Here is a 16407-nt window from a genome sequence, read left to right on the forward strand (position 1 = left end):
TTCCGCTCAACCCTCCCGCGAATAATCGCCGGATTTGCCGCCGGTTTTCTCCAGCAGCATCGTCGGCCCGATCACCATATCCTTGCCGGCGGCTTTGCACATATCGTAGATCGTCAGCGCCGCGGCGCTGGCGGCGGTCAAAGCTTCCATCTCTACGCCGGTCGGTCCTTTGGTCCGCACCGTGGCGTACAGGAACACTTCGTAAGAGGAAGACTCTTCGTCGACCTTCCATTCGAATTCGATATCGACGCCGCTGAGCATCAGCGGGTGGCACATCGGAATAATCTGCGCCGTATTCTTGGCGGCCATGATCCCCGCGACCTGGGCGACGGCAAGCACATCGCCTTTTTTGTTGCCTCCCTCGCGGATCTGGCGGTAGATGACTTCGTTCACACGCACGGAAGTCGCCGCGCGGGCGGTGCGCACCGTTTCGTTTTTCTCCGAAACGTCGACCATACGGGCGCGTCCCTGTTCGTTAAAATGGGTCAATTCGGACACAGCGATCATCCCTTCGTGGGTTCAAGATAAAGAAAGTATACCATGTATACCAAGCAGATCACCAGAAAAGGAGTTCCTCTCAAAATGGTCGAAATCAGAAATCCCATTCCCGTAAGCGAAGCGATTGAACGGGTGCAGGCGGAAGCGCGCCGCCTCGGCAGCGAGATTGTTCCGCTGGAAGAAGCTTACGGCCGCATCCTTGCGCAGCCGCTGCTCGCGGTCCACGACGTTCCGTCGTTCGACCGTTCGCCGTACGACGGCTTCGCGATCCGGGCCGAAGATTCGGCCGGCGCGTCGGGCGACAACCGGGTCGCTTTTACCGTCGTCGATCATATCGGCGCCGGCGCCGTCTCGGGCAAAATCATCGGACCGAACGAAGCGGTCCGGATCATGACCGGCGCCCAGCTGCCCGAAGGCGCGGACGCCGTCGCGATGCTGGAGCAGACGCAGGCGGCCGGCGCGCCGGAACAAACCGGCGGAGTGAACGGCAAAACGATAGGCGTTTCCTTCACGATCCGCAAAGCGTTTACTCCCGGGGAGAACGTCTCGTTCCGGGGCGAAGACATGCGGCAGGGCGAAGAAGTGCTGCCTGCCGGAAGTCTGGTCCATCCCGGAACGGTCGCGCTGCTGGCGACGTTCGGCTGCAACCGGGTCGAAGTTGCGAAGCTGCCGGTAGTCGGCGTGCTGGCTACCGGCACGGAACTGCTGGAAGCCGGAGTCCCGCTTGAGCCTGGCAAGATCCGCAACAGCAACGGCCCGATGATCGCCGCCCAGCTGCGGCGAATGGGCATATCCGCCCGGATGTACGCGGCGGCGGCCGACCGGCTGGACGATATGCTGGACACGGTCCGGCGGGCGCTGAACGAATGCGACTGCCTGATTACGACCGGCGGCGTGTCGGTGGGCGATTTCGATCTGCTGCCCGCCGTATACGAGCGGCTCGGCGCGACCGTATTGTTCAACAAAGTCGCGATGCGTCCCGGCAGCGTAACAACGGTTGCCGCCTTGGACGGCCGGTATTTGTTCGGCCTGTCCGGCAATCCGTCGGCCTGCTATACCGGCTTCGAGCTGTTTGCCCGCCCGGCGCTGCTGCGTATGATGGGCGCGCAGCGGGTGTATCCGCTTCATACGCGCGCGAAGCTGGCCGAAGACTTTGCCAAAGCCAATCCGTTTGCAAGATTTATCCGGGCGGTGTACGACGGAGAATCCGTTCGTCCCGCCGGCTTCAATAAATCCAACGCCGTCTCGTCGATCGGGCGGGCCAACGCGCTGCTTGTACTGCCGGGCGGCACGCGCGGATTCCAAACGGGCGACATCGTCGACGTGCTGCTGCCCGGCATGGAGGAAGGCTCGGCGGAGTGGACGCTGTGAACGGGGCGGCGGCGAACGACTTGTCTCCGCGCGATCCGGATCGTTCCGGGAAGCCGCTGTCCGCGGCGCAGAACGAACAAGCATTGTCGCCGCGCGTAGACGTCGCCCCGCAGGCGAAACAAGGCGTCGAAGGAGCCTCCGTGCCGCGCCTGCTCCAGGTTGTAGGCTTTAAGAACAGCGGCAAAACGACGCTGACCGAAAAGCTGCTGCGGCTGGCCGCGGCGCGCGGACTTCGGGCGTCCGCGATCAAGCACCACGGGCACGGCGGAGCGCCCGATCTTCCGCCGGCAGGCACCGATGCGTCCCGCTTCTTCGAAGCGGGCGCCGCGAGCTCGCTTGTGAGCGGCGGCGGCATCGTGCTGCTGCAGGGCCGCCAGGCCGGCGAAGCGGGCGGCGAGCTCGCCGCGCTGATCTCGCTGAGCGCGGCTTACGCGCGTCCCGATCTGATTCTGATCGAGGGCTTCAAGGAAGAGCGGCACGACAAGATCGTGCTGGTCCGCTCCGAAGAAGACTGGCCCGGGCTGCGCGGCCTGGCGAATATCCGGCTGGTTGCGGCAGCCGGCCGGGAACTGGCGGCGCGGCTGCCGCGCGGCGGTGCTCCGGTGCTGGCCCGCGAAGAAGACGAAGCCGTCGCGGACTGGTTTGCGAACTGGCTGGAAGGAGAAAGCGATGAAAGCTTATGAGATCGTAACGGAGCCGATCGATCCGCAGAAATACGCGGATTACGTGCTGCGTCCGGAGGCGGGCGCGGTTACGCTGTTTACCGGCCATGTGCGCGAATGGACGAAGGGAGTCCGGACGCTGTATCTGGCTTACGAAGCTTATGTGCCGATGGCCGAGAAGACGCTGAGGCAGATCGGCGAAGAAATGGAAGCAAAGTGGCCGGGCACGCGCGCGTCGATCGCCCACCGGATCGGGGAACTTGCGATCGGCGAGATCGCGGTCGTGATCGCCGTTTCGTCGCCTCACCGCAAAGACGCTTACGAAGCGAACGAATACGCGATCGAACGGATCAAGGAACTCGTGCCGATCTGGAAAAAAGAAATCTGGGAAGACGGGACGGAATGGATCGGGGACCAGCGCAAAAAGCCGGATGTCCCGGCGGCCGATTCCGGCGCAAACGAATAAAAAAGAAAACGCATGGCGGAGGGGAACGCTTATGATTACGATCTTTTATTTCGCCGGACTGCGCGAGGCGGCGGGAGTCCCGCAGGAACAGGCCGAGCTTGACGGCCGCACCGTGGGCGAGCTGCTGGAATGGATCGGCGGCAAATATCCGCATCTGCCGCTGGATGCGGTGCGCGTTGCGGTTAATGAAGAATACGCGCTGCCCGAAGACGTGCTGCGGCAAGGCGATACGGCGGCGCTGATTCCGCCGGTCAGCGGCGGATGACGCAGCGCCGTTTCGACAGCGCGGGTGACGCGCCGCGCGGACGCACCACGACCGCCATCCTGCTCGCGGGCGGCCTGTCGCGCCGTTTCGGCTCGCCCAAGGCGTTCGCCCGGCTGGACGGGCCGGACGGCCGCATGTTCTACGAGCGCGCGCTGGATGCGCTCGGAGCGGTCTGCGGCGGCATCGTCGTCGCGGCGAGCGCTGATCTGGCGGACCGCTTTCCGCCGGAGCTGGAGGTGCTTCCCGATCTGCCGCATATCGCCGGCAAAGGGCCGCTGGCCGGCATCTGCACGGCGATGCGCCGCCGCCCCGGCGGCCGCTACCTGGTGATGCCGTGCGATATGCCGCTGGTCGGGCCGGAGCAGATCCGGCGGCTGGACGAACTGGCCGAAGACTTCGAGCACGCGGACGTTGCAGCCGTACGCGGCGCGGAAGCGGATATTCCGCTGCTCAGCGTCTGGCGGCGCGATCTGTCCGATCTGTTGGAAGACCGAATTCTCGGCGACCGGCTCGGCGTCATGAAGCTGCTGTCGGAGCTGAACACGCAGTGGCTCGATGCCGGACTGATCCATACGGACGAGCGCGTTTTTCGCAATTTCAATACACCGCGGGAATAAACGATGGAAATAAACGATTTTTGCGGAAAGGAGACAAGAGCATGACGATCCAAACGCCGCACGACCGGCTCAATCGGCCGATTCGCGATCTGCGCATATCCGTCACGGACCGCTGCAATTTTCGCTGTTCGTACTGCATGCCCAAAGAAATCTTCGGCGACGACTATGAATTTATGCCGAAGGGGGAGCTGCTGACTTTCGAGGAAATCGAGCGGCTGACCACACTGTTCGCTTCGATCGGGGTGAAGAAAATCCGGCTGACCGGTGGGGAACCTTTGCTGCGACGCGGCATGCCCGATCTCGTATCGCGCATCCTGCGGGTGGAAGGCGTGGAAGACGTGGGCCTGACGACCAACGGCCTGCTGCTCGGCGCCCAGGCGCAGCCGCTGCATGACGCGGGACTCCGGCGCCTGAACGTCAGTCTGGACGCGCTGGACCCCGAATTGTTCGGGCGGTTGAACGGCCGGGGCATCGAATCGGGCCAAATCCTGAAGCAGATCGATACGGCTCTTGAAACGGGCTTCGAGGTCAAAGTAAACATGGTGGTGCAAAAAGGCGTCAACGATGCGGAAATTCTGCCGATGGCCGCTTATTTCAAAGAACGGGGTATCACCCTGCGTTTTATCGAATTTATGGATGTGGGCAACGACAACGGCTGGAGTTTCAAGAAAGTCGTCACCAAAAAAGAAATCTACGAACGTCTGCGGGCCGTTTACGAGCTGGAACCCGTAGAACCGGATTATTTCGGCGAAGTCGCTTCGCGCTACCGGTACAAAAACACACAGTCCGAAGTCGGCTTTATCACGTCGGTATCGGAATCGTTCTGCTCCTCCTGCACAAGAGCGAGACTGTCTTCCAACGGCATTTTCTATACCTGTTTGTTCGCATCGAAAGGCTTCGATCTCCGGGCGCTGCTGCGCGGCGGAGCTTCGGACGCAGAAATTCTCGACGCCATCATCGACGTGTGGGAGCGCCGCGCGGACCGTTATTCCGACGAGCGCACCGAACAGACGGCCAAAAATCGGAAAAAGATCAATATGTCGTATATCGGCGGATGATTGAGAATAGATACAGCCTGAAAATTAGATTGTCGAGAAACGGTTTGATGTAAACCTGAAAGGTAGATTCGATTGGAATGAAAAGTCGGGGAAAGGGCTGAAGAACCGAAGCGAGCGGCAGGAAGAATCTAAATAGCTGCATATATGCCCTTATTCAGGCTTAATCTTACGTTTTCGGGCAAATAACTGCACTGATACATCTATTTCGAGCTTTTCCGCTTCGATTAGGCATTGGGCTGCCGAATAGCTGCACCTGCGTCGCTATTTGAAGAAATCGAAGGGTTTCGCCCAAAATAAGTGTACCTGTGCCGCTATTTTCCGTTGGGAACCCTGCCCCGCTTTTTCGACAGCCTGAAAATCTTCGTTTTTAAAACGAAGATTTTTTGCGTTTTCAATAAAAAATTTCGTAACCGTTAAAAATACAGAAAATCCCTTCAACCATGCGGCATTTCAAGAAAAAAAGTGCGATGAATCTTTATTTAAATATATGGAAAAAGAAGAGAAAACTAAAATTAGTGTTTCAATCCAACTATTTTTTCTTAAATATTATAAGTGTAATTATTTAGTATATTTATTTATATTGGGTTTGGAGATTTAAAAAACAAAATTTTCTTAATTCAAGGAGGAAGATTGTATGCATTTGAAGAAGAAACCTTTGCGCAGTAAAGTTACTTTTGTAGTTTTGTCCGCCGCTCTATCGATGATTCCCGCAGCGGGAATTGCTTCCGCGCAAATACCGGAGGAACAGACTTCTTCCGTGAACGCCGCTTTGTTCGATCAGTACCGCAGCGATATTGTAGCCGACGAGTTGCAGGCGAGCGGCGCAAAGATTCCTTCAAGCCGTGCTTCCCTTTTAAGCCCGCAATCTTTGGAAAGCGCGTTGGAAAGCCAGGGAGTATCCGAAGATATACAAGAACGCGTCGAGGATCTGCAAAGCGCCGAAATCGTGGTATTACGATTCGACGAAGAAGGAGTACTGAAAGAAGCAGTGAGTTCCGAAGAGCCGTCTAAAGATATCAAGGAGGAACGTTTCGAAGAAGAAATTAGTAAACAAAGCGCTGCTGCGCCGGATACAGGGCAGGAAACGGAAAGCGAAACATCAGCATCGGCTTCGTTTGAAGAAGGCAATTCCAATCTTCAAACATTGAACGCAATATCGGTGAATTCGATCCTGCCGAATACAAATCCCGCGCCGGCGGGATCGCTTACCGGAGCTTTTCATCGAATCACGACACCTGCTACTGGCGGATATACGGGAGTAGTTGCAGATACACTTACTCTACCGAATTACGATATTCATAACGCTGTCAATCCAACGGATTCAAGTTTGAAGTCGGAAGCGGCCTATCTGTATACCGGTTTCGATCCGGCATCGGGTTCCGGCCTGGCGGAAGTAGGTCTATCGGCTCTCGAAACAAAATCCACAGCGCTGGGCTGGTATCCGGGTTTTCATGCGAACGTCGCGCATAACGTTAACGAAGGAGATACCAACGGTCAGACTCCCGCGACGGATAGACATTATTATGACGTTTCGAATCGATTTGCCGGCGGTTCGACGATAAACGGCTATAAAGTTTACTTCAAGTCCGACGAAACAAATGTAACGATTCGAATGGTTATCAACTGGAAACAAGTTTATGTCGTGGAGTTTCCCGGAAAGTCGCCGGCGAACGGATTGGCTGTTAAACGTCTTACCGCAATCGGGATGAACGGATCGACCGATCGAACTAAAAAATTCAGAATTCCTTATACCAGCTATGCAATCTGGGGAAATATGAAGTTTTTGAAAAATAACGGCGCCACTGCTGTATATTCTGAACAAGTCGCGAATTTGAAAGAGGAAGTCTGGGCGCATGGCGGTCAGATCGACTATGTAAAAACGGGCGGGACTACAGCAAGCCGGGAAGAAAAGATTCGTATTTATTAATTTTATCATTCTGACAATCAGTTTTTTTCGAAAGGCTCTATTCGCCATCAAAGGCGAAGAGCCTTTTGTGCTTAAAAAGAATCGAATCGTTTTTTGAAGAAAGGAAGATCGGAGATGAAAAAAAGCAAAAGCATCGTAATTTTAGCCGGGCTGATATTTTTATTTTCGGGCTCTCAAGTTTACGGAGCGGGTCTGGAACGATCGCCGAGCAGCCCAAGTGCATCGTACACCGACTTTCAAAGTGCCAGAGTTCTTCAGAACCGAACCGTATTGTTGATAAATCCAAGTCGTACGGAAATCAGCTGTATAGAACCGAAAACCGAACGAGTATTATGGACTCGAAGTTTTAACTCGATTAAGGATGTGGATCCGCTGTATTGGCCGGCAAAAGTTGTCGTTATCGATTATGAAAAAGGCCAATTGTCCCGCACTACTTTAAATATGCAGGGCAAAGAGCTGACAAAACGCGTATATCAACAATTAGGAAAGCAAGCAGAGGATGTGAGAGTCGACCGGATTTCCGGAGAGTCGAATCTGCATGAGAAGATAGCCCTGTTAGAAAACGATGTTCTTAAAATTTTCGACGCCGGGCAGCCAAAGTCTCAATGGGCCTATTCAATAAAAAATACTGATGAGTTGGGCTCTATCGTGAATTTTGAAGTGAACGGCGATTATGCGGTAATTAAGTACGAAGGATCGGCGATATTCAGCGAACAAGAATCTTATTTGCTGATAAATCTCGTTAAAAAGACTTCGAAAATCATAAGCTTACCGGCTAACATTCGCAGCACATTTGATCTTGACGCAGGCGTGTTGAATATAGCGACTCAATTTTCCGACGGGATAGGCGGAGCCGGTTTGAAGAGCGACAAACCGCAAACTTATTTCTATCAATACTCTGCGGCAAATGGAAATTTAAAAAATGAACAGGCCTCAATTTTTCAAGCAGGCGACACATTCGGCTGGGCGGCATACTTTTGGAGAGAACATATTTACGTCAAAGACGCAGGTACGCAAGAATGGACGGTATATACATTGAACGGAACACCATTATCAGCGAGCGAAAATAAAGCGAAAAAAACAGAATGGTTCCTTAATTACTTTTCAAAGATTTTGTAATCGAAAAATAAGGAAATGCTTAATTTATTACCGGTTGCTTAAAACTTCGACTTCATAATAGAGGAGGCTCTGTTCGATAACGAAAAATCCGCCAAAATACAAAAAGCAGCTTAACCGGCACTGTGCCGGTTAAGCTGCTTTTTAATGTCGAATGTTGAGTCTTTTTTTGAGCCGATACGCTGTCATGCTTCGAATGATGCGTTTCAGCCAAGCGTAACCTTACATTCATCCGGGACAAAGTACTAGCTGTTGATCGAGCCGGTCTGTCCGTCATTCTGAGCCGATTCGAAATTGCCGTCGCCTACCCGGCGGCGGATTTCTTCTTCCGACAGCTGCTTGATAATCGGGCGGGTCGGAATATCGCCGCTGCCCGCGTCTACGGACTCCGTCCGTTCGTGGCGGGCAAAGCCCGCGTTCGCCCGGCGCCCGACCGCTTCGCGTTCTTCCCTCGTCATCGTTTCCGTATCTTCCGGTCTGCCTTCGTTCGCCATGCCGCATTCCTCCCTGGATAAACGTTTGATCTCTACAGTCACTCTCTTTAAATTACCCGAACGGCTTCACCTTTGAACCCGGTTTGAACCAAGCGCAGCAGATTGAAAAAATCGGGAAGTGCGCGGGATTACGCCCGGGTTTTGACTTCCGCTTCGGACTTTGCTTTGGCGCGGCTTCCGGTTCGCGAACCGCCGGGCAGCCACAGTGCCGGAACCATCGCGACGAGCGCGAAACCGATCGACCACCAGAACGCGGTATCGAATGCATGGACCGCCGTTTGGATCGAGGGCGTCCCCGTCTTCATCTGATGATCGAGCACGGTGGCCAGGATCGCCGAACCGAATGCGCCGCCGACCGTTTGCAGAATCCGCGTCGAGGTGCTGGCGTGCGGCACCTGTTCTTTGGAAAGGCCGTTGTAAGCGGACGTCATGATCGGGATAAGCAGGCCGTTCAGCGCCGCGCCGCGCACGAACTGCGCCGCTCCCAGCACGATATGGCTCGTCGCCGCGCCGGCAAAGGCGAACGGCACGGTGGACAGAGCGGTAATCAGCAGGCTGACGAGCACAATCGGGCGCGAGCCGATCCGGTCGGTCAGGCCGCCGATCCACGATCTCGTCGCCAGCATGCCGAGTCCCTGCGGGATCAGCAGCAGACCGGTAATCAGCACGCTTTCTCCCCGCACCTGCTGGTAGTAAAGCGGCAGCAGAAGCAGCGTGCCGGTCATGACCATGCCGCCGAGGAACAGCGTAGCGTTCGACGCCAGAAACGAAGGAATCCGGAACAGCCGCAGATCGAGCACCGGCGATTTCTTCGTGCGCAGCGCATAGAAAATGAACGCGGCCATCAGGAGGACGCCCAGCAGCAGCGGCGCAAAAGTGGAAGCCGGGGAATCGCCAGCTTCGCTGATGCGCGAAATACCGTAGATCAAAGCGGCGAACGCCGGCGACAGCAGCAGCAGACCGGTGAGGTCGAGCCGCTCTTTGTTTGGCGAAGCCTCGTCCCGCGGAATAATCCGCCAGGCCAGAATCAGCGCAGCCAGCGTAACCGGGATATTGACGTAGAAGATCCAGCGCCAGCTCAGGCTGTGGATCATCGCGCCGCCCAGCACCGGACCGAGAATCGGGCCGAGCAGGGCGGGAATCCCGATGATCGACATGATCCGTCCCAGATTGCGGCCGCCGGCGGTATGCACAAGGACGGTCTGCATCGTCGGGATCAGCAGGCCGCCGCCGATGCCCTGGAGCAGCCGGAAAGCGATCAGGCTTCCGGTATTCCAGGCGACGGAGCAGAGCGCCGAGCCGGCGAGAAAAACGACGAGCGAGAATAGATACACATTCTTGCCGCCGAAGCGGCGCACGGCCCAGCCCGATACCGGCACCGCAAGCCCCATGGCAAGAATATATCCGGTGACGACCCATTGGATGGCGGATACGGTACTGTGCAGCTCCGCGCCCAGCGTTTGGAGACCGACATTGACCATCGTCGAGTCGAGCTGGGAAGCGAGCGCGCCGAATACGAGAATCAGAGCCGTTTGCAGCATTTTGGGATCGAGCTTTTCTTTGCCCGGTTTGACGGCCCGGTTGTTGCGAACTGCGGAAGAAGACATCATATAAACTCCCTTCTTTATATAAAGTACGGTACGTACCGTACCTTGTATGGATAAGATACACCCCTTTGAGGTAAAATACAAGCATACAGATTAAACGTTGAGGGGAAGGTCCGGAAAAATGAGCGAATCGAAAGCGAAGCGGCAGACGGGTTCGGGTGAAAAAGCGCATGATTCGGCGCGGAAAAAAGACGGCGAAACGTCATCCGGCACGCGCAGGCGGGGAGAAGAGCTGGAGAACGCGATTCTGGCGGCGGCCTGGGACGAGCTGCAGGAGAGCGGCTACGGATTGATGACGATGGAGAGAATCGCCGTCAAAGCGGGAACGAACAAGACCGCCGTATATCGGCGCTGGCCAAGCAAAGCCAGGATTACGGTTGCCGCCATCGGTAAATATATCGAACGTCCGAAGCTGGAAGCGCCGGGAACGGGCGATCTGCGGCAGGATCTGCTGAGTCTGCTGCAAAGTCTCGCCCGGCCGATCGAGCAGATCGGTTCGGAAACGATTCATGGACTGCTGGCCGATTACCACGAAGACGGGCTTATCACGAAGCTCGCGCAGCCCAAAGCGGGCAACAAGCTGGAGACGGCTGTCCGTGACGTTTTGAAAGAAGCGGAGCGGCGGGGAGAAGTCGAAGTGGGGAAGATCGGTCCCCGAGTGCTGGCCCTGCCGGGCAAGCTGCTTCAGTACGAGCTGCTGACGACCCGCGAACCGATTGCAGAAGAAACGATTACCGGCATGATCGACGAGATTTTTTTGCCCCTGGTGCGCCGCTCTTGAAAGAAAGACACGCCAAACGACGCCGCTGCCGAGCCGGCGTCGTTTTTCGGTACGGATTTACGCGCCGCGATCGCCTCGCTACCGCTCCGCCTCCTCCATATACAGCGCCAGCTTCGCAATCGCGCGATACTGAAGCAGCAGCCGCTGATTCAGCTTTTCCAGCGCGATATTGAACGATTTGCGCACGGAGGCCAGATTCTGCGTGTCCAGGTCGTCCAGCAGCTTCTTCATATGGGCGATAAAAAAAACCGTCCGGCGCAGGCTGGCGATCACGATGATCCGGCGCACTTCGCGCGGGTCGAACAGCCGGTAGCCGCTGCCGGGGCTGCGTGTGGACGCGATCAATCCTTCCTGCTCCCAGTGCCGCACCGCCGAGGCGTTTACGCCCGCGATCTTCGCCGCTTCCCCGATCGTTATGCCGCTCGCCGTCCGGCGTCCGCGCGGTTCCGATTCGGGAAAGTCGGCATGCGACAGCCTGTTCAGCGTTTCCGTCAGTCTCCGCTTCTCCTCCTGGATATCCGCCTGCTGGCGGTTGAGCAGCCACAGCGCTTCTTCGACCTCGCCACTTTTGATCCTGCGCATCGCTTCGTAAGCGACCGGAATCTCGTAAGCTTTGAGCAGCGCGCGCAGCGCTTCGAACGCCCGCATATGCGGTTCCGCGTACACTCTGCGATTGGCGCCTACCCGGGACACGTCGGGAATCAGCCCCTGCTGCTCGTAGCGTCGCAGCGTCGTCGTGCTGACCCCGAGTTTCGCGGCGGCCTGCGCCGGCGTCCAGGTTGTTTCCGGTCTATCCGCGTTCATGCCGCATTCGCCACCTTCCGAATTTTTTTATTTTCCGCCCGGTCATCCTTCAAGTATAACCTTCAAGTGCTACAACAAGTTTAACACGGGCAAAAGCCTTCTGTACCGCCGTTTCCCCATGCCGCGGCCGAAAGGTTGCATGAATGTTATATGATCGAAGCATGGAAAGCGAAGGAGGCGAATAAAGGATGAACAGCATCCGAATCAGAGGCGCGGAAGAAGGCAATTTGAAAAAAATCGATCTGGATATTCCGCGCGGCCAATTGACGGTGTTTACCGGTTTGTCCGGCTCGGGCAAATCGACGCTGGTGGATCTGATCTACCAGGAGTGCCAGCGCCAGTATCTGGAGACGATCGGGATGGAAGGCATCCGCAAACCCAGAGTCGAATCGGTCCGCAGCCTATCGCCGGCCGTGCTGATCGCGCAGACGGACAGCAACCGCAATCCGCGTTCGACGGTCGGCACCAGAACGAATCTCTATACCGACCTGCGCATGATTTACGAAAAGCTCGGCGAGCGGATCTGTCCGCACTGCGGCGAGACGGTCTCGTCCGCCGACTGCCGGGAAGTGACAATCAAAGAAAACGGGGAATTCCGCGTTTATATGGACTGCTGCCGCTGCGGCCGGCGAATGGACAAGCTGACGCGCACTCATTTTTCCTATAACACGAAGGAGGGCGCGTGCCCGCGCTGCGAAGGACTCGGCAGCGTGCTCAGCCTGCTGCCGGAGCGCTGCGTCGACGAATCGCTGTCGCCCGAAGACGGCGCGGTCGATTACTGGACGCAGGGCTACAAAGCGTATCAGATCGATCTGCTGTACAAAGCGCTGCGTTATTACGGCGTTTCCGTCGAGCCGGGCACGCCGGTCGGGAAGTATCCGCCGGCCGCCAAAACGATTCTGTACCACGGCACCGATTCGGACGAAGTCGGTATGCTGTTCCCGCAGACCCCGCCGCCGAAAACGACCGCCGCGGGCCGCTTCGAAGGCGTCTTGACAACGCTGTGGAGGCGCATGTCCGAGAAAGGCGGCGACGCCAAAGGGCTGAAAGCCTACTTCGACGCGGTGCGGTGTCCGGACTGCGGCGGCGAACGTTTGAATGCACTGAGCCGCGGCGTAACCGTAGGCGGCGTACGGCTGCCGCAGCTGTCCGTTCTGTCGCTCGAAGAGCTGTCGCTCTGGATCGGGAAGCTGCGAGGCTCGCTGCGGGAAGCGCAGCGCGTGCCCGCCGAGATCTACCTGTCCGATCTGGACACCAAGCTCGATCGGCTGAACCGTATGGGCCTCGGCTATTTGTCGATCGACCGGCAGACGATGACTTTGTCGGGCGGCGAAGGTCAGCGGGTCCGCTTGTCCGCGGCGCTCGATTCGGATATCACCGGCATTATTTATTTCCTCGACGAGCCGACTGCCGGCCTGCATCCGCGCGATACGGAAGGCGTGATCGCCATGCTGCGCCGGCTGCGGGATCTGGGCAACACGATGCTGGTGATCGAGCACGACACGGATATGATGCAAGCCGCCGATTACCTGATCGATATGGGACCCGGCGCGGGACGGCTCGGCGGCGAAGTGGTCGGGACCGGCACGCTGGATCAGCTGCGGACGCAGCCTTCTTCTGTGACCGGACAGTATTTGAACGCGCTGAATAACGAAGCGGATCGTTCACCCGGCGCTCCGATCGCGCGGCGGCGTCCGGGCAGCGGCGCGTATATCGGCATCGAGGCGGCGACGCTGCACAATCTGGACGAAGTCGTCGTCCGCTTCCCGTCCGGCTGCCTGATCGTCGTCACCGGCGTGTCGGGCTCCGGCAAGTCGTCGCTGATCTTCGGCGTGCTCGCCGAAGGAGGAAACAGCCGAGCGGCGAAGCGCATTACCGGACTGGACGACTTTGAGAAAATAGTGACGATCCGGCAGGCGCAGATCTCGCGGATGAAACGCTCGAACGTGGCGACCTATTCCGGCGTGTACGCGGATATCCGCAAGCTGTTCGGCGCGCAGAGCGCGGCGAAAGCGCGCGGACTGTCCGCGCGCAGCTTCTCGTTCAATACGCCGGGCGGCCGCTGCGAGAACTGCGAAGGGCTGGGGACGGTCACGAGCAATATGCTTTTTTTCCTCGATATCGAAGTGACGTGTCCGGTCTGCGGCGGCCGCCGGTTTCAAGACGAAGTGCTGGCCGTGACCTACAACGGACAGTCGATTCACGATGTGCTGGGCTCCTCGGTCGCCGAAGCGGCGGAAACGTTTGCCGGACACGCCGGAATCGGCCGGGTGCTCGGACTGCTCGGCGAAGTCGGTCTCGGCTATCTGGAGCTGGGCCGGATGCTGACGACGCTGTCGGGCGGCGAAGGACAGCGGCTGAAGCTGGCGGCGGAACTGCTCGGCTCGAGCGGCAAAAAGATGCTGTACCTGATGGACGAGCCGACAGCCGGTCTGCATCCGCTCGATACGGAACATTTTCTGATCCTGCTGAACCGGATGGTGGACGCCGGTCATACCGTGATCGTGGTCGAGCACAATCTGCAGGTGATCGAAGCGGCGGACTGGATCGTCGATCTGGGACCGGAAGGCGGCGTGCGCGGCGGCGAAATTGTGTTCGAAGGCACGCCGGAGCAGATGCGGGCGCAGGGACGGACCGCTACGGCCGAACATCTGCGCGGAGGACGATAACTATTCATATTCGGGAGAACGGCGCAGGCGGCCGCTTCTCCTTTTTTGAACGTTTGTTTATCTGTTTACAATAATTTATCGGAGGTTTTTTCTTGTTTTCGATTGTTTTTTGCACAAAACTGCGTTACCATTTCAATCATGCGAATGATAATCATTATCATATTGCTGGATATATTCAGAGAGTGGGAGGGAAGAAAGTGAGTGCTCAAGAAGCCGTTTTACAAGGCGCACAGACGCGAAAAGCGCGGGCAGCCGGCTTCTACACCGTGTTTATTGCCGGGCTGATCGTGCTCATTCTGCTTTCGGCCGTTTTTTCCGTGTCGATTGGACAGGTGCACGTTCCGTTCGGTCAGGCGATGAAGATTCTGCTGCATGCGCTGACGGGCGGAAGACTGGGATCGCTGGAGCAGGTCGATAACGCGTCCTTTGTCAATATCGTCATGCAGGTACGGATGCCCAGAGTCGTGTTCGCGCTGCTGATCGGCATAGGGCTGTCGCTGTGCGGCGCCGTCATGCAGGCCGTGGTGCAGAATCCGCTCGCCGATCCATACATACTCGGTATCTCGTCCGGCGCTTCGCTGGGAGCTACTTTCGCGATTCTGGTCGGCTTCGGCAGCGGCACGATTCTGTCGCAGTTCGGCGTCGCGTCGGCCGCGTTTATCGGCGCGACGGTCACGGCGCTTGGCGTACTGCTGCTGTCGAGCATCGGCGGCAGGGCGACTTCGGTCAAGCTGGTGCTGTCGGGCGTCGTGGTCGGTTCGATGTGCGGTTCTTTTTCCAGCCTGATTACGTATTTCGCCAACGACGCCGAAGGCATCAAAAGCGTGACGTTCTGGATGATGGGCAGCCTGGGCTCGGCGAGCTGGGGCAAAGTGCCGGTCATGGCGGGCGTCGTGCTCGCGGGCAGTCTGCTGTTCCTGCTCCAGCACCGCATACTCAACACGATGCTGCTGGGCGACGAATCGGCGGTGACGCTTGGCATCAACCTCAGTCTGTACCGCAAGCTGTATATGGCCGGCGCCGCACTCGTTACGGGCACGATGGTCGCTTACGCCGGCATGATCGGGTTCGTCGGGCTGATTATTCCCCATATCGTGCGGGGCATGTTCGGCGCGGATCACAAACGGCTCATGCCGGCTTCGCTGCTGCTCGGCTCGCTGTTCCTGATCTGGGCGGATATTCTGTCGCGGACGCTGGTCCACAATGTGGAGCTGCCGATCGGCATTATCACGTCGGTGATCGGTTCGCCGGTATTCATCTACATGATTATCAAGAAAGGCTACAACTTCGGAGGGTGAGAAATGAAACTGACCGCCACGAACATGGAGATCCGGATCGGACGCAAAGACATCGTCAAGCGCGTTTCCGTCCAGGTGCAGGAAAAGCAGTTCGTCGGCCTGATCGGCCCCAACGGCTGCGGCAAATCGACCCTGCTCAAAGGCATATACAAAAGTTTGACCCCGCACGGAGGCGAAGTGTTTCTGGACGGGATGAACGTGCTGAGAACGCCGGAGAAAAAAGTATCGCAAAAGCTCGGCGTAGTCGGCCAGTTCAACGAAATGCACTTCGACCTGACCGTGCACCAGATGGTGCTGCTCGGCCGGACGCCGCACAAGAAAATGCTGGAGCCCGACAACGGAAGCGACCGCGAGATCGTGGACGAAGCGCTGCGGCGCACCAATCTGCTCGGGTACAAAGACCGCAGCTTCCTGTCGCTGTCCGGCGGCGAGAAGCAGCGGGTGGTGCTGGCGCGCACGATCGCGCAGCAGCCGGAGTTTATGATCCTGGACGAGCCGACCAACCATCTCGACGTCCGCTACCAGATCGAAATTCTATCCTGCGTCAAGAATCTGGGCATCGGCGTGCTTGCGGCTCTGCACGATCTGGAGATGGCGGCGCATTACTGCGATTACCTGTACGCCGTCAAAGACGGGGAGGTCTACGCGCACGGCCGGCCGGAAGACGTGCTGACGCCGGAGAATATCGAAGAGATTTACGAAGTGAAATGCCAGACGTACATCAATCCGATCACGAATCATTTGGCATTTGCCTACAATCTGTAAGACCGGACG

At 57.5% G+C, this 16407-nt stretch carries 16 protein-coding genes; 12 read left to right on the forward strand and 4 right to left on the reverse strand.

The features are described 5' to 3' along the window. Positions 1–6: 6 nt before the first annotated feature. The gene (gene moaC / locus QWJ34_RS21505; protein WP_302731036.1) at positions 7–498 is read right to left on the reverse strand and encodes a cyclic pyranopterin monophosphate synthase MoaC; all 492 of its coding nucleotides are present in this window, start codon (positions 496–498) and stop codon (positions 7–9) included. An 84-nt stretch (positions 499–582) separates the two neighbouring features. On the opposite strand from moaC, the gene QWJ34_RS21510 reads away from it, so the two are divergent. From QWJ34_RS21510 to QWJ34_RS21545, 8 genes are all read left to right on the forward strand, one after another. Beyond that, positions 583–1869, forward strand: coding sequence for a molybdopterin molybdotransferase MoeA (locus QWJ34_RS21510; protein WP_302731037.1), 1287 nt, complete (start codon positions 583–585; stop codon positions 1867–1869). After that, a complete protein-coding gene (gene mobB / locus QWJ34_RS21515; RefSeq protein ID WP_302731038.1) occupies positions 1857–2552 on the forward strand; it encodes a molybdopterin-guanine dinucleotide biosynthesis protein B in 696 nt (231 codons plus the stop codon). Before QWJ34_RS21510 ends, mobB begins: the two co-directional genes overlap by 13 nt. Beyond that, positions 2539–2997 (forward strand): molybdenum cofactor biosynthesis protein MoaE, encoded by a 459-nt coding sequence (locus QWJ34_RS21520; protein WP_302731040.1) that lies wholly within the window; start codon positions 2539–2541, stop codon positions 2995–2997. The genes mobB and QWJ34_RS21520 overlap by 14 nt, the downstream gene beginning before the upstream one ends. A gap of 31 nt (positions 2998–3028) precedes the next feature. Beyond that, positions 3029–3262: a molybdopterin converting factor subunit 1 gene (gene moaD, locus QWJ34_RS21525; protein ID WP_302731041.1), complete on the forward strand. Its 234-nt coding sequence runs from the start codon at positions 3029–3031 to the stop codon at positions 3260–3262. Further along, a complete protein-coding gene (locus tag QWJ34_RS21530; RefSeq protein WP_302731043.1) occupies positions 3259–3879 on the forward strand; it encodes a molybdenum cofactor guanylyltransferase in 621 nt (206 codons plus the stop codon). Before moaD ends, QWJ34_RS21530 begins: the two co-directional genes overlap by 4 nt. A 41-nt stretch (positions 3880–3920) precedes the next feature. Beyond that, entirely contained in the window at positions 3921–4937 is a 1017-nt protein-coding gene (gene moaA, locus QWJ34_RS21535; protein WP_302731045.1) for a GTP 3',8-cyclase MoaA, read from the forward strand. A gap of 634 nt (positions 4938–5571) precedes the next feature. Further along, positions 5572–6864, forward strand: a complete 1293-nt coding sequence (locus tag QWJ34_RS21540) for a hypothetical protein (RefSeq protein WP_302731047.1) — start codon at positions 5572–5574, stop codon at positions 6862–6864. Positions 6865–6978: 114 nt separating this feature from the next. Further along, positions 6979–7983 carry a hypothetical protein gene (locus QWJ34_RS21545; protein WP_302731050.1) on the forward strand — a complete coding sequence of 335 codons (1005 nt, stop codon included), beginning with the start codon at positions 6979–6981 and terminating at the stop codon, positions 7981–7983. A gap of 242 nt (positions 7984–8225) precedes the next feature. On the opposite strand, the gene QWJ34_RS21550 is transcribed toward QWJ34_RS21545, so the two are convergent. Together QWJ34_RS21550 and QWJ34_RS21555 are read right to left on the reverse strand one after the other, a co-directional pair. Beyond that, positions 8226–8474: a hypothetical protein gene (locus QWJ34_RS21550; RefSeq protein WP_302731052.1), complete on the reverse strand. Its 249-nt coding sequence runs from the start codon at positions 8472–8474 to the stop codon at positions 8226–8228. Between the two features lie 128 nt (positions 8475–8602). Next, positions 8603–10165 carry an MDR family MFS transporter gene (locus tag QWJ34_RS21555; protein WP_302731054.1) on the reverse strand — a complete coding sequence of 521 codons (1563 nt, stop codon included), beginning with the start codon at positions 10163–10165 and terminating at the stop codon, positions 8603–8605. Between the two features lie 37 nt (positions 10166–10202). Between QWJ34_RS21555 and QWJ34_RS21560 the strand changes: the two genes are divergently transcribed. Next, the gene (locus QWJ34_RS21560; protein WP_302731056.1) at positions 10203–10862 is read left to right on the forward strand and encodes a TetR/AcrR family transcriptional regulator; all 660 of its coding nucleotides are present in this window, start codon (positions 10203–10205) and stop codon (positions 10860–10862) included. 78 nt (positions 10863–10940) lie between these two features. On the opposite strand, the gene QWJ34_RS21565 is transcribed toward QWJ34_RS21560, so the two are convergent. Continuing rightward, complete coding sequence (locus QWJ34_RS21565) at positions 10941–11666, reverse strand: MerR family DNA-binding transcriptional regulator (protein ID WP_302731058.1); 726 nt, start codon at positions 11664–11666, stop codon at positions 10941–10943. Between the two features lie 188 nt (positions 11667–11854). Between QWJ34_RS21565 and QWJ34_RS21570 the strand changes: the two genes are divergently transcribed. From QWJ34_RS21570 to QWJ34_RS21580, 3 genes are all read left to right on the forward strand, one after another. Beyond that, on the forward strand, positions 11855–14335 hold the full coding sequence (locus QWJ34_RS21570) for an excinuclease ABC subunit UvrA (protein ID WP_302731060.1): 2481 nt from the start codon (positions 11855–11857) through the stop codon (positions 14333–14335). Between the two features lie 296 nt (positions 14336–14631). After that, positions 14632–15633 carry a FecCD family ABC transporter permease gene (locus tag QWJ34_RS21575; protein ID WP_483314296.1) on the forward strand — a complete coding sequence of 334 codons (1002 nt, stop codon included), beginning with the start codon at positions 14632–14634 and terminating at the stop codon, positions 15631–15633. A 3-nt stretch (positions 15634–15636) separates the two neighbouring features. After that, positions 15637–16398 carry an ABC transporter ATP-binding protein gene (locus QWJ34_RS21580; RefSeq protein ID WP_302731062.1) on the forward strand — a complete coding sequence of 254 codons (762 nt, stop codon included), beginning with the start codon at positions 15637–15639 and terminating at the stop codon, positions 16396–16398. Positions 16399–16407 lie beyond the last annotated feature (9 nt).

The organism is Saccharibacillus sp. CPCC 101409 (genome assembly GCF_030518235.1).
Taxonomy (GTDB): domain Bacteria; phylum Bacillota; class Bacilli; order Paenibacillales; family Paenibacillaceae; genus Saccharibacillus.